This is a genomic window from Agrobacterium sp. FDAARGOS_525 (assembly GCF_003938925.1).
Lineage (GTDB): Bacteria > Pseudomonadota > Alphaproteobacteria > Rhizobiales > Rhizobiaceae > Agrobacterium > Agrobacterium pusense.
In genome coordinates, this window is the sequence record NZ_RKIU01000003.1 from 218,100 (window position 1) to 240,852 (window position 22,753).

General features: G+C 58.6%; 21 protein-coding genes. 12 read left to right on the forward strand and 9 right to left on the reverse strand.

Going from position 1 to position 22,753, the window contains the following annotated elements; translation table 11 throughout:
- Positions 1 to 55: 55 nt before the first annotated feature.
- On the reverse strand, positions 56 to 544 hold the full coding sequence (locus EGT36_RS02250) for a DUF2306 domain-containing protein (protein WP_037089824.1): 489 nt from the start codon (positions 542 to 544) through the stop codon (positions 56 to 58).
- Positions 545 to 591: 47 nt separating this feature from the next.
- On the opposite strand from EGT36_RS02250, the gene EGT36_RS02255 reads away from it, so the two are divergent.
- The 3 genes from EGT36_RS02255 to EGT36_RS02265 all read left to right on the forward strand — a co-directional run bounded on the left by EGT36_RS02255 (position 592) and on the right by EGT36_RS02265 (position 5,523).
- Entirely contained in the window at positions 592 to 1,455 is an 864-nt protein-coding gene (locus EGT36_RS02255) for a LytTR family DNA-binding domain-containing protein (protein ID WP_037089822.1), read from the forward strand.
- A gap of 158 nt (positions 1,456 to 1,613) precedes the next feature.
- The gene (gene carB / locus EGT36_RS02260; RefSeq protein WP_037089820.1) at positions 1,614 to 5,102 is read left to right on the forward strand and encodes a carbamoyl-phosphate synthase large subunit; all 3,489 of its coding nucleotides are present in this window, start codon (positions 1,614 to 1,616) and stop codon (positions 5,100 to 5,102) included.
- Positions 5,103 to 5,319: 217 nt separating this feature from the next.
- Positions 5,320 to 5,523: a type II toxin-antitoxin system antitoxin gene (locus EGT36_RS02265; protein WP_037089818.1), complete on the forward strand. Its 204-nt coding sequence runs from the start codon at positions 5,320 to 5,322 to the stop codon at positions 5,521 to 5,523.
- Between the two features lie 18 nt (positions 5,524 to 5,541).
- Here EGT36_RS02265 and EGT36_RS02270 read toward each other — a convergent pair whose 3' ends face one another.
- From EGT36_RS02270 to EGT36_RS02280, 3 genes are all read right to left on the reverse strand, one after another.
- Positions 5,542 to 6,681: a GGDEF domain-containing protein gene (locus tag EGT36_RS02270; RefSeq protein ID WP_037089817.1), complete on the reverse strand. Its 1,140-nt coding sequence runs from the start codon at positions 6,679 to 6,681 to the stop codon at positions 5,542 to 5,544.
- 136 nt (positions 6,682 to 6,817) lie between these two features.
- On the reverse strand, positions 6,818 to 8,260 hold the full coding sequence (locus tag EGT36_RS02275) for a UdgX family uracil-DNA binding protein (protein WP_037089815.1): 1,443 nt from the start codon (positions 8,258 to 8,260) through the stop codon (positions 6,818 to 6,820).
- Complete coding sequence (locus EGT36_RS02280) at positions 8,260 to 9,492, reverse strand: putative DNA modification/repair radical SAM protein (RefSeq protein WP_037089813.1); 1,233 nt, start codon at positions 9,490 to 9,492, stop codon at positions 8,260 to 8,262. The genes EGT36_RS02275 and EGT36_RS02280 overlap by 1 nt, the downstream gene beginning before the upstream one ends.
- Positions 9,493 to 9,713: 221 nt before the next feature.
- On the opposite strand from EGT36_RS02280, the gene greA reads away from it, so the two are divergent.
- Positions 9,714 to 10,190, forward strand: a complete 477-nt coding sequence (greA, locus tag EGT36_RS02285) for a transcription elongation factor GreA (RefSeq protein WP_003522847.1) — start codon at positions 9,714 to 9,716, stop codon at positions 10,188 to 10,190.
- An 85-nt stretch (positions 10,191 to 10,275) separates the two neighbouring features.
- Positions 10,276 to 11,319 (forward strand): glycosyltransferase family 4 protein, encoded by a 1,044-nt coding sequence (locus EGT36_RS02290; protein ID WP_037089811.1) that lies wholly within the window; start codon positions 10,276 to 10,278, stop codon positions 11,317 to 11,319.
- Positions 11,320 to 11,338: 19 nt separating this feature from the next.
- Here EGT36_RS02290 and EGT36_RS02295 read toward each other — a convergent pair whose 3' ends face one another.
- Entirely contained in the window at positions 11,339 to 11,806 is a 468-nt protein-coding gene (locus EGT36_RS02295; RefSeq protein ID WP_004442906.1) for an Lrp/AsnC family transcriptional regulator, read from the reverse strand.
- A gap of 250 nt (positions 11,807 to 12,056) precedes the next feature.
- Between EGT36_RS02295 and trxB the strand changes: the two genes are divergently transcribed.
- From trxB to EGT36_RS02315, 4 genes are all read left to right on the forward strand, one after another.
- Entirely contained in the window at positions 12,057 to 13,031 is a 975-nt protein-coding gene (gene trxB / locus EGT36_RS02300; RefSeq protein WP_037089809.1) for a thioredoxin-disulfide reductase, read from the forward strand.
- A 24-nt stretch (positions 13,032 to 13,055) separates the two neighbouring features.
- Entirely contained in the window at positions 13,056 to 13,952 is an 897-nt protein-coding gene (locus tag EGT36_RS02305) for a LysR family transcriptional regulator VtlR (RefSeq protein WP_034498849.1), read from the forward strand.
- Between the two features lie 596 nt (positions 13,953 to 14,548).
- The gene (locus tag EGT36_RS02310) at positions 14,549 to 14,839 is read left to right on the forward strand and encodes an ArsR/SmtB family transcription factor (protein WP_006699635.1); all 291 of its coding nucleotides are present in this window, start codon (positions 14,549 to 14,551) and stop codon (positions 14,837 to 14,839) included.
- Positions 14,840 to 14,962: 123 nt separating this feature from the next.
- Entirely contained in the window at positions 14,963 to 16,078 is a 1,116-nt protein-coding gene (locus tag EGT36_RS02315; protein WP_022556662.1) for an alkene reductase, read from the forward strand.
- A gap of 47 nt (positions 16,079 to 16,125) precedes the next feature.
- Here EGT36_RS02315 and EGT36_RS02320 read toward each other — a convergent pair whose 3' ends face one another.
- Entirely contained in the window at positions 16,126 to 16,515 is a 390-nt protein-coding gene (locus tag EGT36_RS02320) for a DUF6220 domain-containing protein (protein WP_035209279.1), read from the reverse strand.
- On the reverse strand, positions 16,515 to 17,552 hold the full coding sequence (locus tag EGT36_RS02325; protein WP_037089806.1) for an NAD-dependent epimerase/dehydratase family protein: 1,038 nt from the start codon (positions 17,550 to 17,552) through the stop codon (positions 16,515 to 16,517). Before EGT36_RS02325 ends, EGT36_RS02320 begins: the two co-directional genes overlap by 1 nt.
- Before the next feature lie 89 nt (positions 17,553 to 17,641).
- Here EGT36_RS02325 and EGT36_RS02330 point away from each other — a divergent pair, with 89 nt between their 5' ends.
- On the forward strand, positions 17,642 to 18,586 hold the full coding sequence (locus EGT36_RS02330; protein ID WP_006699631.1) for a LysR family transcriptional regulator: 945 nt from the start codon (positions 17,642 to 17,644) through the stop codon (positions 18,584 to 18,586).
- A 102-nt stretch (positions 18,587 to 18,688) separates the two neighbouring features.
- Here the strand turns inward: EGT36_RS02330 and EGT36_RS02335 are convergent, their stop codons facing one another.
- Positions 18,689 to 18,955, reverse strand: coding sequence for a DUF2188 domain-containing protein (locus tag EGT36_RS02335; protein WP_004442919.1), 267 nt, complete (start codon positions 18,953 to 18,955; stop codon positions 18,689 to 18,691).
- 195 nt (positions 18,956 to 19,150) lie between these two features.
- Between EGT36_RS02335 and EGT36_RS02345 the strand changes: the two genes are divergently transcribed.
- On the forward strand, positions 19,151 to 20,257 hold the full coding sequence (locus EGT36_RS02345) for a calcium:cation antiporter (RefSeq protein WP_006699630.1): 1,107 nt from the start codon (positions 19,151 to 19,153) through the stop codon (positions 20,255 to 20,257).
- A 59-nt stretch (positions 20,258 to 20,316) separates the two neighbouring features.
- On the opposite strand, the gene EGT36_RS02350 is transcribed toward EGT36_RS02345, so the two are convergent.
- Positions 20,317 to 21,519: a pyridoxal phosphate-dependent aminotransferase gene (locus EGT36_RS02350; RefSeq protein WP_004442922.1), complete on the reverse strand. Its 1,203-nt coding sequence runs from the start codon at positions 21,517 to 21,519 to the stop codon at positions 20,317 to 20,319.
- Between the two features lie 212 nt (positions 21,520 to 21,731).
- Here EGT36_RS02350 and EGT36_RS02355 point away from each other — a divergent pair, with 212 nt between their 5' ends.
- Complete coding sequence (locus tag EGT36_RS02355; protein WP_004442923.1) at positions 21,732 to 22,655, forward strand: EAL domain-containing protein; 924 nt, start codon at positions 21,732 to 21,734, stop codon at positions 22,653 to 22,655.
- The last annotated feature ends 98 nt before the right edge of the window (positions 22,656 to 22,753 follow it).

The following is a 22,753-nucleotide window of genomic DNA, read 5'->3' on the forward strand; positions in this document are numbered from 1 at the left end:
CGGCACTATAATACATCTTGTTCCGGAAGAAAGCAGAGGCGGTCAGCGGAGTCTTTCATGCGGCTCTGCGTCTTTGTTTCAGCACGGTCAGAAACAGGAAGGCAAAGACCAGAGCGCCGGCGGAAACGGCCACAAATCCCGGTCCGCCGCCACCGAAAGCAACCTTGTTCATGAGGCGTCCGGGAACGAAGGTAAAACCTCCGGCAATCACGATGCCGCCCAGATAAACGCTCTGCATAATCCGCATATGGCGTCTGATATCGCCACGCCGGGCGAAGTAGATCGATTGCAGACAGCCATATATCGTGAAAGCGGAGAGGAGATGGATCGGGCTGAAACCGCAAAACATCCTCAATTCATGGATGAAGAAGGTTGAAATGGAAGTCGAAACCATCAGCATCACCCAGATCTTGCCGAGCAGCCGGTGGATGGCGGTTCCCTTGGGACGCAGGAAGATGAAGGCCCCGAGAATGGCTGCGGGCATGACGGTGGCGACATGGAATTGCACGGCAAGCGGTGCGTCTAACAGAGGCTGGAATGACATGGTTGCTGTTTCGGCTCGGTTGAAATCACCGGCAATTTCGGCGAAACATGCGGACAGGAAAAACGGATTGGCGCCATCAGCAGGAAAACTTCGTGGATCACCCGTATCTGCAATCCACGCTTCGTGAAATGCACGCCGTTCTGCAATCGCGCAGGCTGTGGCTGACATTCCTTGCGGTGCTGGCGATCTTCATCGTGACCGGGCCTTTCGGAACGAGCGAAACCATGAGCTTCGCCGACCGGTTGCTTTACTGGACAATCATTCAGGCCGGCGCCTGGATATTTGCCATATCCTTTTCCATCATCGCCAACAGCATCCTTGCCGGCCGCATCGAAAATATGCTGGCGCGCATGATGATCGGCTCGCTGACGGCCGCCTTGCCGATCGGGCTCTTGCTTACCATCACAAACGGGGTCTTTTCAGGCAGGGAAATGGGTTTCGGCCCCTTTTTGCAGAGCAGCCTGTCCTCCCTGCCTCTCTGCGCCATCTTCTGCCTGCTGAGTTATCTCACCGCCTGCCAGTCGTTCGAGACGACGGCCAATGCCTCTACGGTCAGAGACGAAGACATCAAACACGCTAAGGGCCTCGCACCGCTGCTGGAGCGGCTTCCACCGCAAAAGCGTGGCGAACTGCTGCGGCTCTCAGTACAGGACCATTATACCGAAATCGTCACCACGCGCGGGCGTCAACTCGTCCTGTTGCGTTTTGCCGATGCGCTGAAGGAGATTGGCGAGACGCAGGGCTTGCAGGTGCACCGCTCCCACTGGATTGCCGATACGAATGTCGTCGCGCTGCGTAAACAGACAGGCCGTCTGCTTCTCATGACAAGGGACGGCACAGAAATTCCCGTCAGCCGCTCCTATACCGCGGCGGTACAGGCCCGTTTTGCCGCGCTTGCCCCTGCCCGTTAAGAGTTTCTGTCGATTCCGGAATTTATGGGGTTCCGTTCTCAAAAACATTTGCCTATAAGCCGCTTCTAGCCTGAAAACATTTGAATTGCGCTCCCCGGCCGGTGATCTTCCACCCTGGCCGGTGTTTTGCGCAACCGAAAAGCGGAACGAGAGAGCCCATGCCGAAGCGCCAAGATATCAAGTCCATCCTCATCATCGGCGCGGGACCGATCGTTATCGGTCAGGCATGTGAATTCGATTACTCCGGCACGCAGGCCTGTAAGGCGCTGAAGGAAGAAGGTTACCGGGTCATTCTGGTCAACTCCAACCCGGCGACGATCATGACCGATCCGGGTCTCGCGGACGCCACCTACGTCGAGCCGATCACCCCTGAAGTCGTGGCCAAGATCATTGCAAAGGAGCGTCCCGACGCGCTGCTGCCGACCATGGGCGGCCAGACCGCGCTCAACACCGCGCTTTCTCTCAAGCGCATGGGCGTTCTCGACCGCTACAATGTCGAAATGATCGGCGCGAAGCCCGAAGCCATCGACATGGCTGAAGACCGGGCCCTCTTCCGCGAAGCCATGGCCCGCATCGGCCTTGAAACCCCGCGCTCGATGCTCGCCAACGCCACGGAAATCAAGGATGCAGACCGCAAGAAGCATGAAGCTGCGCGGGCGGAACTGAAGGGCAAGCTCTCCGGCCCCGAACTCGACAAGGCGCTGGACGACCTCGAAAACCAGTGGAACCTCGGCGAAACCGACCGCAAGCAGCGTTACATGGCCCACGCCATGGCCATTGCCGCCCAGGCCATCGATCATGTCGGCCTGCCCGCCATCATCCGCCCGTCGTTTACGCTGGGCGGCACGGGCGGCGGCATTGCCTATAACCGCTCGGAATTCTTCGACATCGTCTCCGGCGGCCTCGACGCCTCGCCGACGACGGAAGTTCTGGTCGAAGAATCGGTTCTGGGCTGGAAGGAGTATGAGATGGAAGTCGTCCGCGACACCGCGGACAACTGCATCATCATCTGCTCCATCGAAAACATCGATCCGATGGGCGTCCACACCGGTGACTCCATCACTGTTGCGCCAGCGTTGACGCTGACCGACAAGGAATACCAGATCATGCGCAACGCCTCGATTGCGGTGCTGCGTGAGATCGGCGTCGAGACCGGCGGCTCCAACGTGCAGTTCGCCGTCAACCCGAAGGACGGCCGCCTCGTCGTCATCGAAATGAACCCGCGCGTGTCGCGCTCCTCTGCGCTGGCTTCCAAGGCAACCGGCTTCCCGATCGCCAAGATCGCCGCCAAACTGGCCATCGGCTACACGCTGGACGAACTCGAAAACGACATCACCGGCGGCGCCACCCCGGCATCGTTCGAACCGTCCATCGACTACGTCGTCACCAAGATCCCGCGTTTCGCCTTCGAGAAGTTCCCGGGCGCGTCGCCGATCCTCACCACCGCGATGAAGTCGGTCGGTGAAGTCATGGCCATCGGCCGTACCTTTGCGGAATCCCTGCAGAAGGCGCTGCGCGGTCTCGAAACCGGCCTTACCGGTCTCGATGAAATCGAAATTCCCGGTTACGAAGAGGGCGAAGGCTCCAAGAACGCGATCCGTGCTGCCATCGGCACGCCGACGCCGGATCGCCTGCGCATGGTCGCCCAGGCGCTGCGCATGGGCATGAGCGAAGAAGAAGTCCACGAGAACTCGAAGATCGACCCTTGGTTCATCGCCCAGTTCAAGGCCATCGTCGATACGGAAGCCCGCATCCGCGAGCACGGCCTGCCACAGGACGCCGAAAACCTGCGGATGCTGAAGGCCATGGGCTTTTCCGATGCCCGCCTCGCCAGCCTGACCTCCAAGCGCCCGAAGGAAGTGGCAGAGCTGCGCAACAGCCTGAACGTCCGCCCGGTCTTCAAGCGCATCGACACCTGCGCCGCTGAATTCGCCTCGCCGACCGCCTACATGTATTCGACCTATGAAATTCCCTTCGTCGGCGCCGCCCGCTCTGAAGCGCAGGTCTCCGACCGCAAGAAGGTCGTCATCCTCGGCGGCGGCCCGAACCGTATCGGCCAGGGCATCGAGTTCGATTATTGCTGCTGCCACGCCGCCTTCGCGCTGAAGGATGCCGGCTTTGAAGCGATCATGATCAACTGCAACCCGGAAACGGTGTCCACCGACTACGACACTTCCGACCGCCTCTATTTCGAGCCGCTGACGGCCGAAGACGTGATCGAGATCATGCGCGCCGAACAGGAAAAGGGTGAACTCGTCGGCGTCATCGTGCAGTTCGGTGGCCAGACGCCGCTGAAGCTTGCAGAAGCGCTGGAAAAGAACGGTATCCCGATCCTCGGCACCGCGCCTGACATGATCGACCTTGCCGAAGACCGCGACCGCTTCCAGAAGCTCTTGATGAAGCTCGATCTGGCCCAACCGAACAATGGCATCGCCTATTCGGTCGAGCAGGCCCGCCTTGTCGCTTCTGAAATCGGCTTCCCGCTGGTGGTTCGCCCGTCCTACGTTCTGGGTGGCCGTGCCATGCAGATCATCCATTCGGAAGGCCAGCTCCAGACCTACCTGCTCGACACGGTTCCGGGTCTCGTACCCGAGGACATCAAGCAGCGTTACCCGAACGACAAGACCGGCCAGATCAACACCCTGCTCGGCAAGAACCCGCTTCTGTTCGACAGCTACCTGACCAACGCCGTCGAAGTGGACGTCGACGCGCTGTGCGATGGCGAAAACGTCTTCGTATCCGGCATCATGGAGCACATAGAAGAGGCTGGCATCCACTCGGGCGACTCGGCCTGCTCGCTGCCTTCGCGTTCGCTCAGCAAGGAAACGCTCGACGAACTGGAGCGCCAGACGACGGCGCTTGCCAAGGCGCTCAAGGTCGGCGGCCTGATGAACGTTCAATATGCCATCAAGGACGGCACGATCTACGTTCTCGAAGTCAACCCGCGCGCTTCGCGTACCGTGCCTTTCGTCGCGAAAACAATCGGCGCGCCGATCGCCAAGATCGCCGCCCGCGTCATGGCCGGCGAGAAGCTCGATCCGGCAATTGCCGCTTACGGCGAAAAGCCTGATCCGCGTAACCTCAAGCACATTGCCGTCAAGGAAGCCGTCTTCCCCTTCGCGCGCTTCCCCGGCGTCGACATTCTGCTCGGACCGGAAATGCGCTCGACCGGTGAAGTCATCGGCCTCGACACTGATTTCGCGCTCGCCTTCGCTAAGAGCCAGCTCGGCGCCGGTGTTGACCTGCCCCGCTCCGGCGCGGTCTTCGTCTCGGTCCGTGATGAGGACAAGGAAGGCGTTCTGCCCGCCATCCGCATTCTCGTGGAAAGCGGCTTCAGAGTGCTGGCCACCGGCGGCACCCAGCGTTTCCTTGCCGAAAAGGGCATCAACGCCGAAAAGATCAACAAGGTGCAGGAAGGCCGTCCGCATATCGAGGACGCAATCCGCAACCGTCAGGTCCAGCTCGTCATCAACACCACCGACAGCAACAAGGCGATTTCCGACTCGAAGTCGCTGCGCCGCGCAACGTTGATGCAGAAGGTGCCCTATTACACGACGATGGCAGGTGCGGAAGCAGCCGCCCTCGCCATCAAGGCGCTGAAGGCCGGCAATCTGGAAGTGAAGCCGCTGCAGAGCTACTTCAACTAAGAGATCAGCAAGAAAGCCTGACGAACTGAATGAACGCCGGAACGCCGCGAACCACCAGGTTGGCGGCGTTTCTCATTGCGTAATACACCTGCAATCCAACACCGGTATCAAAAAAACATCATTTCCACCCGCAGGCCGATGACGATGTTTCCCTGTCCCGAGAATTCTCCGCCATCGCCGATCACCCAGTTCCTGAACCCGCATCTGGAGCAAAAGCATGACTGGACGACCGCCCGGCCCGATCCGTGTAGCTTTCCCACTGCGCATCGAACCGGTGATTTTGAATGCTGTCCGCCAGACTGCGAGCGACGAGCTGCGCAGCATTAACGCGCAGATCGAAATTCTTCTGAAAGAAGCCCTTAGGCAGCGTGAGCGAGAGGTAGGCCATGACACGGGCCAAAAATCGAACGAGAGCGAATAGCATCTGAAACGGCAGGCTTTAAGCCGCCAGTGCTTCCCGGACGCAGTTGCGGCCTTCGCTCTTGGCGCGGTACAGCGCGCGGTCGGCCATGTCGGCCAGCGTCTGGAGATCACAGTGTATCTCGCCGCTTGTCGCAATGCCGATGCTGATTGTCACACCGACACGCAGCCCGCCGCAGTCCACCTCTTTCAAAGCAACCGCGTTGCGAATGCGCTCGCCTATCATTGACGCCTTTTGGCTTCCTGCGCCGGGCAGGAAGATGATGAATTCCTCGCCGCCATAACGGGCCAGCACGTCGCCACTGCGAATACTGCCGCCGATCCGCTTTGCCACTTCCTGCAGGACGCTGTCACCGACGGAATGGCCGAAGCGGTCGTTGATCGATTTGAAGTGATCGATATCGAGCAGCATTGTCGCATCGGTGGGATCAGGCCTTGTGGGCATCGTCTGAAAGAAGAAGCGCCTGTTCTTCACGCCTGTCAGCGGATCCGTATTGGCAAGGATCAACAGTTTCCGCTCCGAGCGTTCAGCCACCAGCACCATTACGAACAGGGCAATCGCAAAGTTGAGCATAATGATGAGGAAGAACGCATTGACGATGTTGATGGAGGCGAGAGAGGGTGAAAGCACCCCCTTTACCACCAGAAGTGAAATCAGCCCCGAGACGGTGGTGATCGCGCCCAGCGCGATGCGGGAAAGAAGCGGCTCTTTGCGCCAGCCGCTAAACAGCACCGCGGCCGCGCCGAGATAGGCAAGCGCCGCACAGCCATTGAACAGCGCAGCGCGCAACGCATTGTTCTCCGCCACCTCATACGCGATGACAATCCCGAGAACCACGACAAGACAAGTCCCAAGCAGAGTTTTCTGCGATACAAAACGGCCGTCGCTCAACGTTTTCAGACCAAGCCAGATTAGCGCATAACCTGCAATACCGAATACGATACTGCCCAACCGCCACAAGGCCGGCGACAATATCTTCCACTCGCCATATCCGGCAAGCGTTGAGCCGACGGCCATTGCCGCAAAGCCCGCGGCAAGAGTGACAGGACCGCGCAGGCCGCGATTGGTCAGCATCAAATAAATAAAACTCATTAGCCCCACGATGTAGGAGCATTTTTGCATTAGTATGACTGTTGCAAGGTCAAGTTCACCAAGCATAATACGCCCGTCTATAAATATTTTGATGAGACATATAAAATGACTCGAATAAATTTCAATTAAAACGAAAAACTAACGATGCGCAAAGCATAACAACGCCAAGTTGATATTCGATAAAATATATACATAGAAAAGACTATTCAAAATTTCTTACATAAAGCATGTCCTGTTTGAATTTCTTGATTTCCATCTCTTTAGCCTGCTCATCAGGGAGGCGAAGCAGGTAGGATGGGTGCACGGTGACAAAAAGCGTCCGCCCTTCTTGCATTGGCAAGGGCCGGCCGCGAATCTCCGAGACCTTTTCTTTGCCGCCGGTCAGCGCATATAGCGCCGTTGCACCCATCGCAACGATCAGCTTCGGCTGAACAAGCGCGATTTCCTGGTTGAGCCACCAGCGGCATTGCTCCACTTCCCCCGCATTCGGCCGCTGGTGGATGCGCCGTTTGCCGCGCGTTTCGTATTTGAAGTGTTTCACGGCATTGGTAACGTAAAGCCCGCCGCGGTCCACACCGATCTCTCTGAGCGTCCTGTCGAACAGCTGGCCTGCGGGGCCGACAAAAGGTTTTCCGGCCAGATCCTCGTGATCGCCCGGCTGCTCACCGACGACCATGATCTTCGCGTTTTCCGGCCCGTCACCAAAAACGGTCTGCGTCGCCTTGCAATGCAGGGCACACCGTGTGCAGTGGCGCGCTTCATGCGCCAGCGAAGCAAGCGTGCCATCCGGCAAAGGTGGCTGCTCTTCCCGTGCGGAAGCCGCTGCCTGGAGGCGATGGTGAAACGGCTTCGGTTGGCTCGCCTCCTTCGCCGCCATCTCCAGCACCCGCGCCTCCGCGCCCAGAATCAGGTCAGGGATGAGCTCGGCTTCCGGCAGATTCTTCCAGTATTTCTTCGGCATCTCCGCTGTCATGGCCTTGATCTTCAAGCGGGCCGGGTTGAAAATATTGGCGTAATAGGTCCGCCAGAGATCGTCCGTTTCATCCTTGAGATCAGGCTTGGCGGCAGCCTCCCGTGATGTCTGCAGCAGGTTTCCGTCCCATCGGGCGCTGCCCTTCGGCGAGACAATCAACCAGTCCATGTCGGTGAAGCGACGTTGAAAAAACGGAGCCGTACGTTCGATGATGAAATGGTCCGGTTCGAACCACGCCACGAACCGCCGTCGCCCGCCCTGCCCTTGCGGCAATGACAGCTCCTTGAAACGCACGAAGGCCGTCATCTTGTGATAATCGCGACGGACAGACTTTTCGAGCAGCCGCACATCGGAAACATCCGGATCGGACTTGAGCTGCAGCAGGGCCCGATCCCGTTTCAGCCGCCACAATAGCCTGTAGAGCAGCGCGAAACGGCCGGGATCGCTGTGGCAGATGACGGCCTGCGCCAGCGCGACAAATGCGGCAGGTACGGAAACCGGGGCGGCGCCCTCCGTTGGCAATGGCGCACCGGAAAAGTCGAGAAGCCCAAACCCGTCATCCTGCAGCCGCCAGTCGATCTTCTCCGGCGGTATATTGGCCGCAAGCGCCGCGCGCGCAGCATCGCGCCACTCGGTGAAATCCCCCCGCCCCTCCAGCACCGGGCCATACATCACAACAACGACAATTGTTCAGGCTGCGGCGCAAACATCGCGCGCAGATCCGGCCGTTCGATCAGCTTGCCCGGTGTCCATCCATCCGCGACGATAAAGGCCTTCACCTTTTTGAGAGATACGCCGAAGCGGGCGATATCTTCCAGCCGCAGGCTGCGGAACTTCCGCGACGAGAGAATCGAGGCAACCGTCTTGGTGCCGAAACCGGGTACACGCAGCAACATTTCGCGATCCGCCGCATTGACGTTTACCGGAAACTGATCGCGATGCTTCAATGCCCAGGCAAGCTTCGGGTCGATGTCAAGATCCAGCATGCCGTTTCCGCCGATAGCGGTTATCTCGCCGATATCGAAACCGTAAAAACGATAAAGCCAGTCCGCCTGATAGAGGCGGTGTTCGCGCATCAGCGGCGGCTTGATGAGTGGCAGGTTCTTCGACGAATCCGGAATTGGGCTGAACGCCGAATAATAGACGCGCCGCAGACCATAGCTTCCATAGAGCCGCGCGCTGGTGGAAAGAATGGTGCTGTCATCGGCGCCGTCGGCGCCCACGATCATCTGCGTGCTCTGTCCGGCGGGCGCAAAACGCTTGGTTTTTCGCGTTCTGACGGTAGGCTCGCCCGCCTCCTCGATCTTCAGGCGAATATCGGCCATAGAGCGGCGAATATTGGCGGGCTGCTTTTCCGGCGCAAAACGGCCGATGCCGCTATCGGTGGGCAACTCGATGTTGATCGACAACCGGTCCGCATAAAGCCCCGCCTCCTCGATCAATTTCGGAGACGCTTCCGGGATGGATTTTAGGTGGATGTATCCACGAAAGCCATGGGTGACCCGCAGTTCACGCGCCACACGCACCATCTCCTCCATCGTGTGATCAGAGGAACGGATGATACCCGAGGACAAGAACAACCCTTCAATATAGTTGCGCCGGTAAAATTCGAGCGTCAGCCACACCACCTCTTCTGCGGTAAACCGCGCCCGTTCCACATTGCTGGAAGAACGGTTGATGCAATAGGCGCAATCATAGATGCAGAAATTGGTGAGCAGGATTTTCAGGAGCGATATGCAGCGCCCATCCGGCGCATAGGCATGACAGATGCCAGACCCTTCTGTCGAGCCCAATCCGCCAGAGGCTGCGGAGTTCCGTTTCGCCGTCCCGCTCGATGCGCAGGAGGCGTCGTATTTCGCGGCGTCAGAGAGAATGGCCAGCCGTTGCCTGATTGACTTCTTCATAATAATGTTCACTATATGTTCTCTTGAAGATTGTCAATCAGGATGTTCAAGTCATTGGAAAGACGAAGAAATATTGATGCCTCAAATTTGCTGGCATTTCGCTGTCGTCTTCTGATATAGTCCGCTCAGTTATGATTTTGGCATGGTTCCGGAGTTCCCCTCCGGAACCTGTTTCTTTTTGTGTCTGCAGGTAAAGCGACCGGAATGCGAAGGATAAAAAAATGGTAGAAAAAGTACCGATGACCCAGGGTGGATTCGTCAAGCTTCAGGAGGAGCTTCGCTGGCGCCAGCAGGAGGAACGCCCCCGCATCATCGAGGCGATTGCGGAAGCGCGCGCTCATGGCGACCTTTCGGAAAACGCCGAGTACCATGCTGCCAAGGAAGCGCAGAGCCATAACGAGGGCCGCATCACGGAACTCGAAGATCTGACGGCGCGCGCTGAAGTCATCGACCTTTCCAAGATGTCGGGTTCGAAGATCAAGTTCGGTGCCACCGTGAAGCTGGTTGACGAAGACAGCGATGAGGAAAAGACCTATCAGATCGTCGGCGACCAGGAAGCCGACGTAAAGGCCGGCCGTATTTCCATCTCTTCGCCGATTGCCCGCGCCCTGATCGGCAAGGAAGTTGGCGACAGCATCGAAGTCAACGCGCCTGGCGGCGCCAAGGGTTACGAGATCCTCGCGGTTCAGTGGGGCTGATTGCCCCATGCAATGCGCCCGCCAGCGGGCGCATTGCTTTTGACCTGTTGCTCCCCTGAACCAGCCGCAAAGACGGAAGCCCATCTTGTCCCACGTCAGCCTGAAAGATGTGCAGGTGCTTGCGCCCAATTTCAAACGCAGGCTCTCCGGCGTCACCTCCACAATCGTTCAGCTGATACCGGTGCAGAACCGGCTGGAACAGAAGGTCGCCACCATCGGCCCCGGCCTGCCGCCGCATCTGCCGCATGTGCGTTTCCGCGACCTGTGGCGGCTCTGGCAAGGCGGCCCGCGCATCTGGCATGCCCGCCGCAACCTCGAAATGTTGCCGGGAATTTTCATGCGTGATGTGCTGCGCATGAAGGTGAAGCTTCTCTTCACCTCGGCCGCGCAGAGGCGGCATTCCGCCTATACCCGTTTCCTGATCTCCAGGATGGATGCCGTGGTAGCCACCAACATCCGCTCGGGCTCATTTCTTGAAGTGCCCCATCGCGTTGTCATGCATGGCGTGGATACCGAACTTTTCCATCCGGCAACCGGTCCTGAGGACACGATAGCCGCGACCGGCTTGCCGGGACAATATCTGATCGGCTGCTTCGGGCGGGTCCGCCACCAGAAGGGGACCGATCTTTTCGTGCGTGCCATGATCGAACTTCTGCCCGCCTATCCGCAATGGACAGCTGTGGTTTCAGGCCGCGTGACGGCGGAACACAAGGCTTTTGCCGAAACCCTTGAAGCAGATGTCAGGGCCGCCGGCCTCTCAGATCGTATCGTGTTTCAGGGTGAAGTTGATGACATCAAGCCGTGGTACAGGCGGCTGACGCTCTATGTCGCGCCTTCGCGCAACGAGGGCTTCGGGCTGACTCCGCTTGAAGCAATGGCCTCGGAAACGGCCGTCGTCGCCAGCAATGCCGGTGCCTACGAGGAAATGATCGTCACGGGCGAGACCGGGGCGGTTGTTGAAGCGGGCGACTATGCATCACTGAGGGATGCAATAAAGACCTATCTCGCCGATCCCGCCATGGCCAAAGTCCACGCGAGTACCGGACTTGCGCATGTGCGCAGCACTTTTCCGCTGGAAAAAGAAGCGGCCAGTCTTGGCGAAGTCTATGAGGCGTTGCGGCGGGGGTAATGCGTCGCAAACCGGAAAATCAGATTTCCACGAGACCGACGCGCTTGACCTGACGGATGGTCAGCATGGTGCGCACCGTATCGACATTCTCATCCGCAGTCAGAACCTCGATGACGAAGTCCTGAAATTCCGTCAGGTTTCTTGCGACGCAATGTAACAGGAAGTCGCTTTCGCCGGATACCATCCAGGCCTGGCGCACGAGAGGCCACCCGGCCGTCGCCGCGGCAAAGGCCTTCAGATTGCTGTCCGACTGGCGCTTGAGACCGATCATGCAGAACGCAACGAGATCAAAACCGAGCTTCGGCGCGTTCAACATGGCGTGATAACCCTCGATTACCCCCGCCTCCTCGAGCTTGCGGACACGCCTCAGGCACGGAGGAGCCGAGATACCGACCCTTTCGGCCAGTTCCACATTGGTCATGCGCCCGTCGCGCTGCAATTCGCGCAGGATTTTCAGATCGATGGCATCGAGTTCGACGCTGGTCACGGAGGAGTACCTCGTTAAGCTGGAGAACTTCCTTGTACTATTCGGCGCGGGATTCGCAACAATATGCCGCCAACCGGTCACAAAATTGCGCGTGCATCCACAACTGCCTTGTTGGTAACGCAAGGCTGCCCTTGAATAAAGGCACTAGACAACCTTAAATACCCGCCAACGAAGGGGTTATGGCCCGTCCGCCCTGCCGCGGCTGGAAGGCCCTCGACTGAAGACCCTGCTATTGAGAAGGAAATTTCCCATGTCTGCCCGCCATACCAAGGTATTGATCATCGGCTCCGGTCCCGCAGGCTACACGGCGGCGATCTACGCGGCGCGCGCAATGCTGAAGCCAGTGCTGATCGCCGGCATGGAACAGGGCGGTCAGCTGATGATCACCACCGATGTCGAGAATTACCCGGGCTTTGCAGACCCTATCCAGGGCCCGTGGCTGATGGACCAGATGCTGAAGCAGGCGACGCATGTCGGCGCGGAAATCGTCAGTGACCTGGTGACCGAAGTTGAAACCAGCGTTCGCCCGTTCGTCGTGAAGACCGATTCTGGCCAGGTATGGACCGCCGACACGCTGATCATCGCCACCGGCGCCAAGGCCAAGTGGCTCGGCATCGAGAGCGAGCAACATTTCCAGGGCTTCGGCGTTTCCGCCTGTGCCACCTGCGATGGTTTCTTCTATCGCAACAAGGATGTGATCGTGGTGGGCGGCGGCAATTCCGCCGTGGAAGAGGCGCTTTATCTCGCCCATATCGCCAGGTCGGTAACGGTCGTGCACAGACGCGACAGCTTCCGTTCGGAAAAAATCCTTCAGGAACGGCTCTTTGCCAAGGACAACGTCAATATCCTCTGGAACACGGAAGTTGCCGAAATTACCGGCGCGCCCGCAAAACTGCCGATGCCGCCCTCCGTTTCCGGCGTCAAGCTGCGCGACACCAAAACCGGCGCGATCAGCGAAAGGCCCATTGACGGCGTCTTCGTCGCCATCGGCCACGCGCCTGCCGTGGAGCTCTTCAAGGGCAAGGTGAAGCTGAAGGACAACGGTTATATGTGGACCGCTCCCGATTCCACCGCCACCGACGTGGAAGGCATTTTCGCGGCCGGCGACGTCACCGACGACATCTACCGTCAGGCAATCACCGCCGCCGGCATGGGTTGCATGGCCGCGCTGGAAGCGGAACGTTATCTCACCGCGCATCAACCGCTTGCTGTCGCAGCGGAATAACTGAAAGGCAGGATAGGCATGGCAATGCCATTGGACTGGGATAAACTGCGCATATTTCATGCCGCAGCCGAAGCAGGGTCTTTCACCCATGCTGCCGACAAGCTGCATTTGTCCCAGTCGGCCATCAGCCGCCAGGTCAGCGCGCTGGAGCAGGATGTCGGCGTCAAGCTGTTTCATCGCCACGCCCGCGGCCTGATTCTTACCGAACAGGGCGAACTGCTCTATCGCACCGCTCACGATGTGCTGCTGAAGCTCGAAACGGTGAAGATGCAGCTCACCGAAACGACTGAAAAGCCGAGCGGCAAGCTCCGCGTCACGACGACGGTGGGCCTCGGTCAGGGCTGGCTGACGGACAAGGTGCAGGAATTCCTGCAGCTCTATCCGGAAATGTCGATCCAGCTCATCCTCGACAATGAGGAGCTGGATGTGAATATGCGCCACGCAGATTGCGCCATTCGCCTGCGCCAGCCCCAGCAATCGGACCTCATCCAGCGCAAGCTGTTCACGGTGCACATGCACGTCTATGCCGCGCCGTCTTACATCAATCGCCATGGCGAGCCCCAGTCGGTTGAGGATCTGGACAACCATCGCATCATCTCGTTTGGCGAACCCGCGCCGAACTACCTGCTAGATGTCAACTGGCTCGAAAATGCCGGGCGGTCTTCCGACAATACCCGCACCCCGCATCTGCAGATCAACAGCCAGACCTCGATCAAGCGCGCCTGCCTGCTGGGAATAGGTATCGCCTGCTTGCCGGATTACATTGTCGGCCGGGACCCCGGCCTCATCCAGTTATCGCTCGCGGCCGACATTCCGTCATTCGACACCTATTTCTGCTATCCGGACGAGATGAAAAATGCTGCAAAGCTGAAGGCCTTCCGCGATTTTATCGTCGCCAAGGCGCGCAACTGGAATTTCTGACGTTTAAATAGCCGAACGGCTGAAATAGACGTTATTTTTCAAGGAAATACAGGGGAATTCATGGAAGGGCGACCAGTCGCCCTTTGCCAGCTTTGCACATAAAATATACCTGAAATATCGAGGCCTGCACCCGACGCATGCCTGACCTGCACAAAAAAGAATTGTTTCGTGCACAAAAAAACACCATATCGCTCTCAGCTGATGCACACGGTGGCTTTTCCTCCCAGTTCCACCGCATCAGCTGTTCCCCTCTGGAGGTTTTTGACCTTCACACTTAAAGGGCCCTGGATACATCCGGCGGCCCTCTTTTTTTACCCGCAAGAATTTTCTCCAAATTGGCGAAATATCGGATGATGCAACCTTGTTTTGCATTGTCGCTCCCACCATATCTTGGTTGGCTGTCACGCTCGCTCAGGCACGCGACAGCTGTTCCCCTCTGGAGGTTTTGACCTTCAAACTTATCAGGCCGCGGAAATATCCAGCGGCCTTTTTTTTGCCGATGCCACCGCGCCCTTGCGGTCCTCACAGAGACGTGAATTGTATATCGATAATGGTCGATATAAATATCGGGTATGTCAGATATTGAAGAAACCCCAATGAACCCGGAGGAAGTCCTCAAAGCCCTTTCGCACCCCGCACGGCTGAAATTTCTGGAATGGCTGAAGTCTCCGGAAAGTCACTTCTGTCAGGAGCATCCGCTCAGCATGGGTGTTTGCGCCAACCAGTTTCAGATCAGCGGCCTGTCGCAATCCACCGTCTCCTCGCATCTTGCGGTACTGCAGGCGGCGGGCCTGATAAGGTCGAAGAAGGTGGGGCAATGGGTGTTTTTTGAGCGCAACGGGGAAACCATCGATGCTTTCCGCAATTATCTGCAAACCAATCTCTGAGCCTCTCAAGCTTTGAGCCCCGGGGTGCCGGACGGGAACCGCGACACGGTTTCGCACCGGCACCCATATCAGGATAGCGCGCCTGCCGCGCAATTTCGCCAAACGACCAGAAAGTGAAGTCGCATGACCAGTCTTTTCGAACCGGCACAGGCCGGCGATATCGAACTCGCCAACCGCATCGTCATGGCCCCTCTCACCCGCAATCGCTCCCCGGGCGCCATTCCCAACAATCTCAACGCCACCTATTACGAGCAGCGGGCGACAGCCGGCCTGATCGTCACTGAAGGCACGCCCATTTCCCAGCAGGGCCAGGGTTACGCCGATGTTCCCGGTCTTTATAAGCGGGAAGCGATTGAAGGCTGGAAAAAGATCACTGACGGCGTTCATTCGGCGGGCGGCAAGATCGTTGCCCAAATCTGGCACGTGGGCCGAATTTCCCACACCTCGCTGCAGCCGCATGGTGGCCAGCCGGTCGCCCCCTCGGCCATCACCGCCAAATCGAAGACCTATATCATCAATGATGACGGCACCGGTGCCTTTGCCGAAACCTCCGAGCCCCGTGCCCTCACCATCGACGATATCGGCCTCATCCTCGAGGATTACCGCAGCGGCGCGCGCGCGGCACTGGAGGCCGGTTTCGACGGCGTCGAAATCCATGCCGCCAATGGTTACCTGATCGAGCAGTTCCTGAAATCCAGCACCAACCAGCGCACGGATGATTACGGTGGCTCCATCGAAAACCGCGCTCGCTTCCTGCTGGAAGTCGTCGACGCGGTGGCGGAAGAGATCGGCGCCGGCCGCACCGGCATCCGCCTCTCGCCAGTTACCCCTGCCAACGATATTTTCGAGGCTGATCCGCAACCGCTCTATAATTACGTCGTCGAGCAGCTGGGCAAGCGCAATCTCGCCTTCATCCATGTCGTTGAAGGTGCGACGGGCGGTCCGCGCGATTTCAAGCAGGGCGACAAGCCTTTCGATTACGCTTCCTTCAAGGCGGCTTATCGCAATGCCGGCGGCAAGGGCCTGTGGATCGCCAACAATGGTTACGACAGGCAGAGCGCCATCGAAGCCGTGGAAAGTGGCAAGGTTGATGCCGTTGCTTTCGGCAAGGCCTTCATCGCCAATCCTGATCTGGTGCGCCGCCTGAAAAACGACGCGCCGCTGAACGAACCGAACCAGCCGACCTTCTATGGCGGCGGCGCCGAAGGTTACACCGACTATCCGGCCCTCGCCCAATAGCAATGAACAAGACGCCGCATCGTTCAAAAGCGATGCGGCGTTTTCGTTCATTGCGCGCTTCTCGCATGCCGCGCGGCAAAATCGGAAAAGGCGCCCATTACGAAGGCATTGGGCAGATGCAGCGCCTGTAAAAGGCCATTGCCCGTTTCCCGACCGATGCTCATCAGCGCCACCTGCAGACAATAGATAGCAAGCAGCACCAGCGAACGGCCAAGATTGGGCCGCAGGTCCTCGTATCGCAAAGCGAGGACCGCCAGCGACAGGATCGGAACGGCGATCAGAAGGCCGAGCCCCTTGTGCAGCGACAGCAGCGATCCATCGTAATAGATCGACAGCCCGGCCAGCAGCACCTGAGCGAAGATCAGCACGGGCACGCTTGCCGAAATCACGGCAAAGGCGCGACGCCTGGTCGACATTCCGTTCGCAACCGCGCCCATCACGCCCTGCCTTCGGCGTCGGCCGGATGCGCAAGGTTCGACGGCCGCGGCCTCTCGTCAAGGCAGCCGAGACCCGCCAACGTGGTCGCCACCGCAATGTCGATAGGTGTCTTCGGCTCGCTTCCAAGGAAATCTGTCAGCTTACGATTGCTCATCCTGATCGGCATCTGCCAGAGATATTGCATTTCCAGCACTTCGCGGAACAGCGGAACGAAGGGCGCAACTATTTTGATGCCTGTCCAGGATAAACGTCGCCGCTTGACCGGATGGCCCACAACCCGCTCGATCGCTTCAATCAGTTGCAGCCCGTCGAAATCCCAGAAACCTTCCATGTGATAGACGGCAAAGGCCGGAAGCTCGTCTGCACGGTCGAGCAGTCGGCCAATGGTTTCCGCCACGTCAGGCAGATAAGCCCATTGGTGTCCTGCATGGCGGGCGGAAGGGTTCTGCACGCTGCGAACCGGCCTTCCGGGTCGCACCAGCATCTGCGAAAACCAGTTGTTTCTCGCATCTGGCCCAAAGAAGTCGCCCGCCCGGACGATCAGCACCGGCACGCCGCGCATTGAAGCCAATTTAAGCCGCCGCTCCATCTCCACACGCAACGCGCCCTTGCGGGTAAAGGGCTTTTGCGGGCTCTCCTCGCTCAGCAGCGGAAAGGCGTCAGAGCCGAAATTATAGATGGTCCCCGGGAAAACAATCCTCGCCCCACAGCTTTCAGCAGCCGCAATCGTGTTGTCCAGCATCGGCAATACCTGCTTCTCCCAATCGCGGTATCCGGGAGGATTAACCGCATGGACGATCAGCCGAACACCTTGTGCCGCCTTCAAGACGTCCTGACCGCTCATGGCGTCACCCACCACGAACTCGACATCGCCAGTGATGTGGGAAGCCGCCTTCCGCCGCGTCATCGCCCTCACGCGCCATCCCCGTTGCTGCAGCATACGGGAGACCTGGCCGCCGACACCCCCATTCACGCCCAGAACCAGCGCCAGTGGCCGATCATTCTCTGCTGAATCTGCGTTGTTTTCATATATCATCGCCGTACTCCTTGTTCTGGGATGGAGTATCGTCGCGTTTTGCGATATACGAAATTATCGAAATCAGTGGATCGGCTATACAAAATTTTATGAGCAAGAACCGCGACGTCAGCTGGGATTTTTATCGCACCTTCCTTAGCGTGCTGAGCGACGGTTCGCTGTCCGCCGCCGCCCGCGAGCTTGGCATCACCCAGCCGACGGCGGGACGTCATATCGGCGCGCTGGAAGAGGCCGTCGGCTTTCCTCTGTTCATCCGCTCGCCGCACGGCTTGATGCCGACGGAAGCAGCCCTTGCGCTCCGCCCCTATGCGGAAAATCTGGCGGCGACGACCGCCGCCCTCATGCGCGCGGCCTCCGGCGAAGTCGGCAAGATCGAAGGCACGGTGCGCATCAGCGCATCTGACATCATCGGAGTCGAAATGTTGCCGCCGATTATCACGGCCATGCAGGAGGTTCACCCGCGGCTTGAAATCGAGCTGTCATTATCAGATACGCTGGAAGACCTTCTAAGACGCGAGGCGGATATTGCCATTCGCATGACCGAGCCGCTGCAGGACGCGATCGTCATGCGGTACATCGGCAATTTCCGTCTGGGATTTCATGCGACGCGCGACTATCTGGCAAAAGCCGGAACGCCAAAGAGCATGGAAGACCTGAACCACCACCGGATGGTTGGTTTTGACCGCAAGACGCCGTTCATCCGGGCGGCCATCCAGCGGATGCGTTCGCTCGATCCTGACATCCCCGATGTTGAGGAAATTTCCTTCGAAATACGCGCCGACAGCAACCTTGCACAACTTGCCATGATCCGCGCCAGCGCGGGCATCGGCGTCTGTCAGATTGGCTTGGCCCGCAAGGACCCGCGACTGGTTCAGGTTCTGCCGAACATCGACATCCCGCTCCATACCTGGGTCGCGATGCACGAAAACCTCAAGACCTCACCGCGATGCCGCGCCGTCTTCAGCGCCCTGGTCGAAGGCCTCAAGGGTCATCTCAAGGAAACCGATCCGGGCGCGCCACCGAAACGGCGCTAAGGCAGTGCCGCGTCGATACGAGGCAGCCCGCGATCCCCAACTGGAAGGGACCGGCGGAACGGAAAAGCGATCCTGGTTTGCATAAAATCCACGGATCGCCCGTCAGAATGGTTCGGCCTGCTGCGTTGTCTTGTCCACCACCTCGGCTTCCGGGCGGTCGCCGCCCTGGCTGTATTCTTCATGCCAGTGGCCGCTCTCATCCTGATAGCTGATTTCCTCGTCATCGCCACCCACCTGCTGTTCGGCAGCGACGATGCGCGCAGCCTCGACGGCATCCGCATAGGTAGGAAATGTTTCGGAATAAGCGCCGTTCATGCGGTAGGCGAAGCCCCCGTCATGTTCGACGATTTCATACACCACTTTGGTCATGCATGTTCCTCCTGTTTCGGTAGGCGACATGGCAACCACAACCGCGCTTCAAGCATTGCACCCGATGGGGACACCGCGGCATGAGCAGCATGTCCTGCGACATCACTATCCTACCAAAAGCACTCAAGCGCAAATCCTGCTTGATCTGAGGGACGATACGTCACAGCCTAAGCCGATCCGGGGGAAGGGAAGTCAATGGCGGGTTCTATTCTGAAACAGGAGCGTATGCTGCTTCTGGCGATACCGGCGGCAATCGTCGCCTATCTGGCCGAACATGCAATCTTCGAAGCGGGAAAGACGGCGACGATCATCGCTGCCGTCGTGCTGATCGGGCTCATTGTTCTCGTCTCGATGCGGGTTGCCCATCACGCCGAAATCCTGGCCGCCAAGGTGGGCGACCCCTACGGCACCATGATCCTGACGCTGTCGGCCGTTGCGGTGGAAGTGCTGATCCTTGCCATCATCATGAGCGAATCCAGTTCACCCACGCTGGTGCGGGATACGATCTATTCCGCCGTGATGATCGACATCAACGGCATTCTTGGTCTCGCCGCGCTTCTTGGAGGCCTTCGCCACGGAGAACAGCCGTATAACGACGATTCCGGCAAGACCTATGGCGTGATGATCCTGACGGCGATGGGCATATCGATGATAGTGCCTGAGTTCATTCCTGAACAGAGCTGGCACATCTACTCGGTGTTCACAATCGTGGCGATGATTGCGCTCTATGCGCTGTTCCTCAAAATGCAGGTGGGCCCGCACAGCTATTTTTTCAGCTACACTTACCCTCGAAAGCCACATCCGGCCGGCCAGCCAGCAGGCAGCCATGCGGAAGAGGACGATGAAGGCAACGTACCACTCTCCATCGGCCTCATCATCGCCGGCGTGGTTCTGATCGGCGTACTGGCGGAATTCATGTCCGCCTTCCTGGGCGAAAGTCTTGAAGGCACCAGCGCACCGCCAGCGCTGATGGCCGTGGTGGTGGCGACGATCTCGGCATCGCCGGAAATTCTCACCGCGCTCAGGTCCGCCCTGCGCAACCGTATGCAGGCCGTGGTCAATATCGCCATGGGCGCATCGCTCTCGACGGTTATCCTGACCGTGCCCGTGATGGAGGGTATCGCGCTCTATACCGGCCAGCCCTTCATCATGGCGATGACGCCCGTTCAGACCGTCATGGTCTTCATCACGCTCATCGCCGCCGCCATCAACCTCAATGACGGTGAAACCAACGCGATTGAAGGAATGACGCATTTCATTCTCTTCGCCACCTTCATCATGCTGCTGTTCCTGGGGCTCTGACCGAAACGAAAAAAGCCCGGCATCGCTGCCGGGCTTTTTCAATCGAGGTTACAAACCGATCAGCGGCAATCGGCGCAGAAGCGCTGGATGCGCTTGCAGGCCTCTTCCAGCAACTCTTCCGAGGTGGCATAGGAAATGCGGAAGTTCGGGCCGAGACCGAAGGCCGAGCCCTGCACAACGGCAACGCCTTCGGCTTCAAGAAGCTCGGAGACGAAATCCGTATCCGTCTCGATGACCTTGCCCGACGGCGCGGTCTTGCCGATCAGGCCGGCGCAGGACGGGTAAACGTAGAACGCACCTTCCGGAGCCGGGCAGCTGATGCCCTTGGCCTGGTTGAGCATGGAGACGACCAGGTCACGGCGGCCTTCGAAGATTTTCTTGTTCGCCGGAATGAAATCCTGCGTGCCGTTCAAGGCTTCGACCGCGGCCCATTGTGCGATGGAGCTCGCGCCCGAGGTCTGCTGGCCCTGGATCATGTCCATGGCCTTGATGAGCGGCAGCGGGCCGGCAGCGTAACCGATACGCCAGCCGGTCATGGCATAGGCCTTGGAAACGCCGTTCATCGTCAGCGTGCGGTCATAGAGCGAAGGCTCTACTTCCACCGGCGTGACGAATTTAAAGTCGCCATAGGTCAGGTGCTCATACATGTCATCCGTGAGGATCCATACATGCGGGTGCTTGACGAGCACATCGGTCAGCGCCTTCAACTCGTCGTGCGAATAGGCCGCGCCCGACGGGTTGGACGGCGAGTTGAACACGAACCACTTGGTCTTCGGCGTGATCGCCTTTTCCAGCGCTTCCGGCTTCAGCTTGAAATTGTCTTCCAGCGTCGCGTCGACGAATACCGGCGTGCCGCCGCAGATCGAGACCATCTCGGGATAGCTGACCCAGTACGGCGCCGGGATAACGACTTCATCACCGGGGTTCAGCGTCGCCATAAAAGCGTTGAACAGGATCTGCTTGCCGCCGGTGCCGACAATCGTCTGCTCCGGCTTGTAGTCGAGGCCGTTTTCACGCTTGAACTTGTCGGCAATCGCCTTGCGCAGTTCCGGAATGCCGGAAACAGGCGTGTATTTCGTTTCACCGCGTTTAATCGCGTCAATGGCCGCTTCCTTGATATTGTCGGGCGTATCGAAATCCGGCTCGCCGGCGCCAAGGCTAATCACATCGCGGCCCTGCGCTTTAAGCTCGCGGGCTTTCTGGCTAACGGCGATGGTGGCGGATGGCTTTACGCGGGAGAGAATGTCGGCAAGGAAGGCCATTTTTAATCGGTCCTATTGGGGTTGACATCGCAGAGCTTGGAAATCTCGTCTGCTGCGGCAATTTCTATGTCGAAAGACGGGCCTAGTTTCAAGGCCAAAAGCCAGCCTATCCGCCGTGGGGTACAATTTAAGCCTTCCTTAACCCGGAAGTAACGCTTGTTGAGCTACATTCGCGAGCCTAGGGGTCGTGTCTCTCTATAGCTGGTTGAAAAATGGCGCCCAAAAGCATCTTTTCCAGTCTTGTCCGCGAGGCCGATGGCACATGGTCCACCGCCTATAACAGCTTCAACCTCAAGTCCGCCCTGCAGCCCATTTTCCGTCGCACATCAAGCGGCCCGCTGGACATCGATTCCTTCGAAGGTCTTGTGCGACCCCACCGCAACGGTGAACCGGTAACACCAGGTGAATTTTTCTCGCTGGTGGCACCGGAAGATATCGAAAATATCGACAGCATCCTGCGGACCATCCACATTCTCAACACCGGCAGGCTCAGCCGCTCCCGCGCGCGCATCTTCGTCAATTTCCATCCCGGCCTGTTCCAGACGCCAGCCAAGATGCGGCAGGAAGTGGAGCGCATGCGTCTCGCAGCCCACGAGGCCGGCATGACGGCAGACCGTATCGTCTGCGAAATCTCCGAGAAGAAGGCCTCCGACACCCAGATGGTCGCAGATTTCGCCTACCACATGCACGATATCGGCTTTCGCGTGGCGCTCGATGACTACGGCGCCGGCGATACCGCCATCGAACGGGTAAAGCTCATCAAGCCGGACTATGTGAAATTCGAAGCGGGCTGGGTGCGCGACTTCATGCAGAATTCTGCGGGCGCCGCTCTCCTGCGCGTCATTGTCAGCCAGTTTCGGGAGGATGGGATAGAGCCGGTTTTCGAGGGGTTGGAAACCGGTTGGCAGGTGGAGCAATGTGAGGAACTCGGCGTTTTCCTAATGCAGGGCTACATTCTGGCAAAACCGGAACTTGCGCCCACCAGTTTCGACGCGCGCTTTCCCGAGCTGGGCAGCGCTTATTTTTCCCCTGCCGCACGACTGGAGAAAGGCTCCGCGGCTTTTTTCCGTGAGGAGCGTACCACTGACGCGCATCCCCTTCGCCAGACCCGGACCTTCGGAAAACGCGGCCTCTGACGCCAATTCCGGTTCAAAAACGCCCCCGCCACAATATTGCCGCAATAAATGCCGCGGAACGCCAGAATTCGGTCTCCAAGCCGTCCATTTCGAAGCCT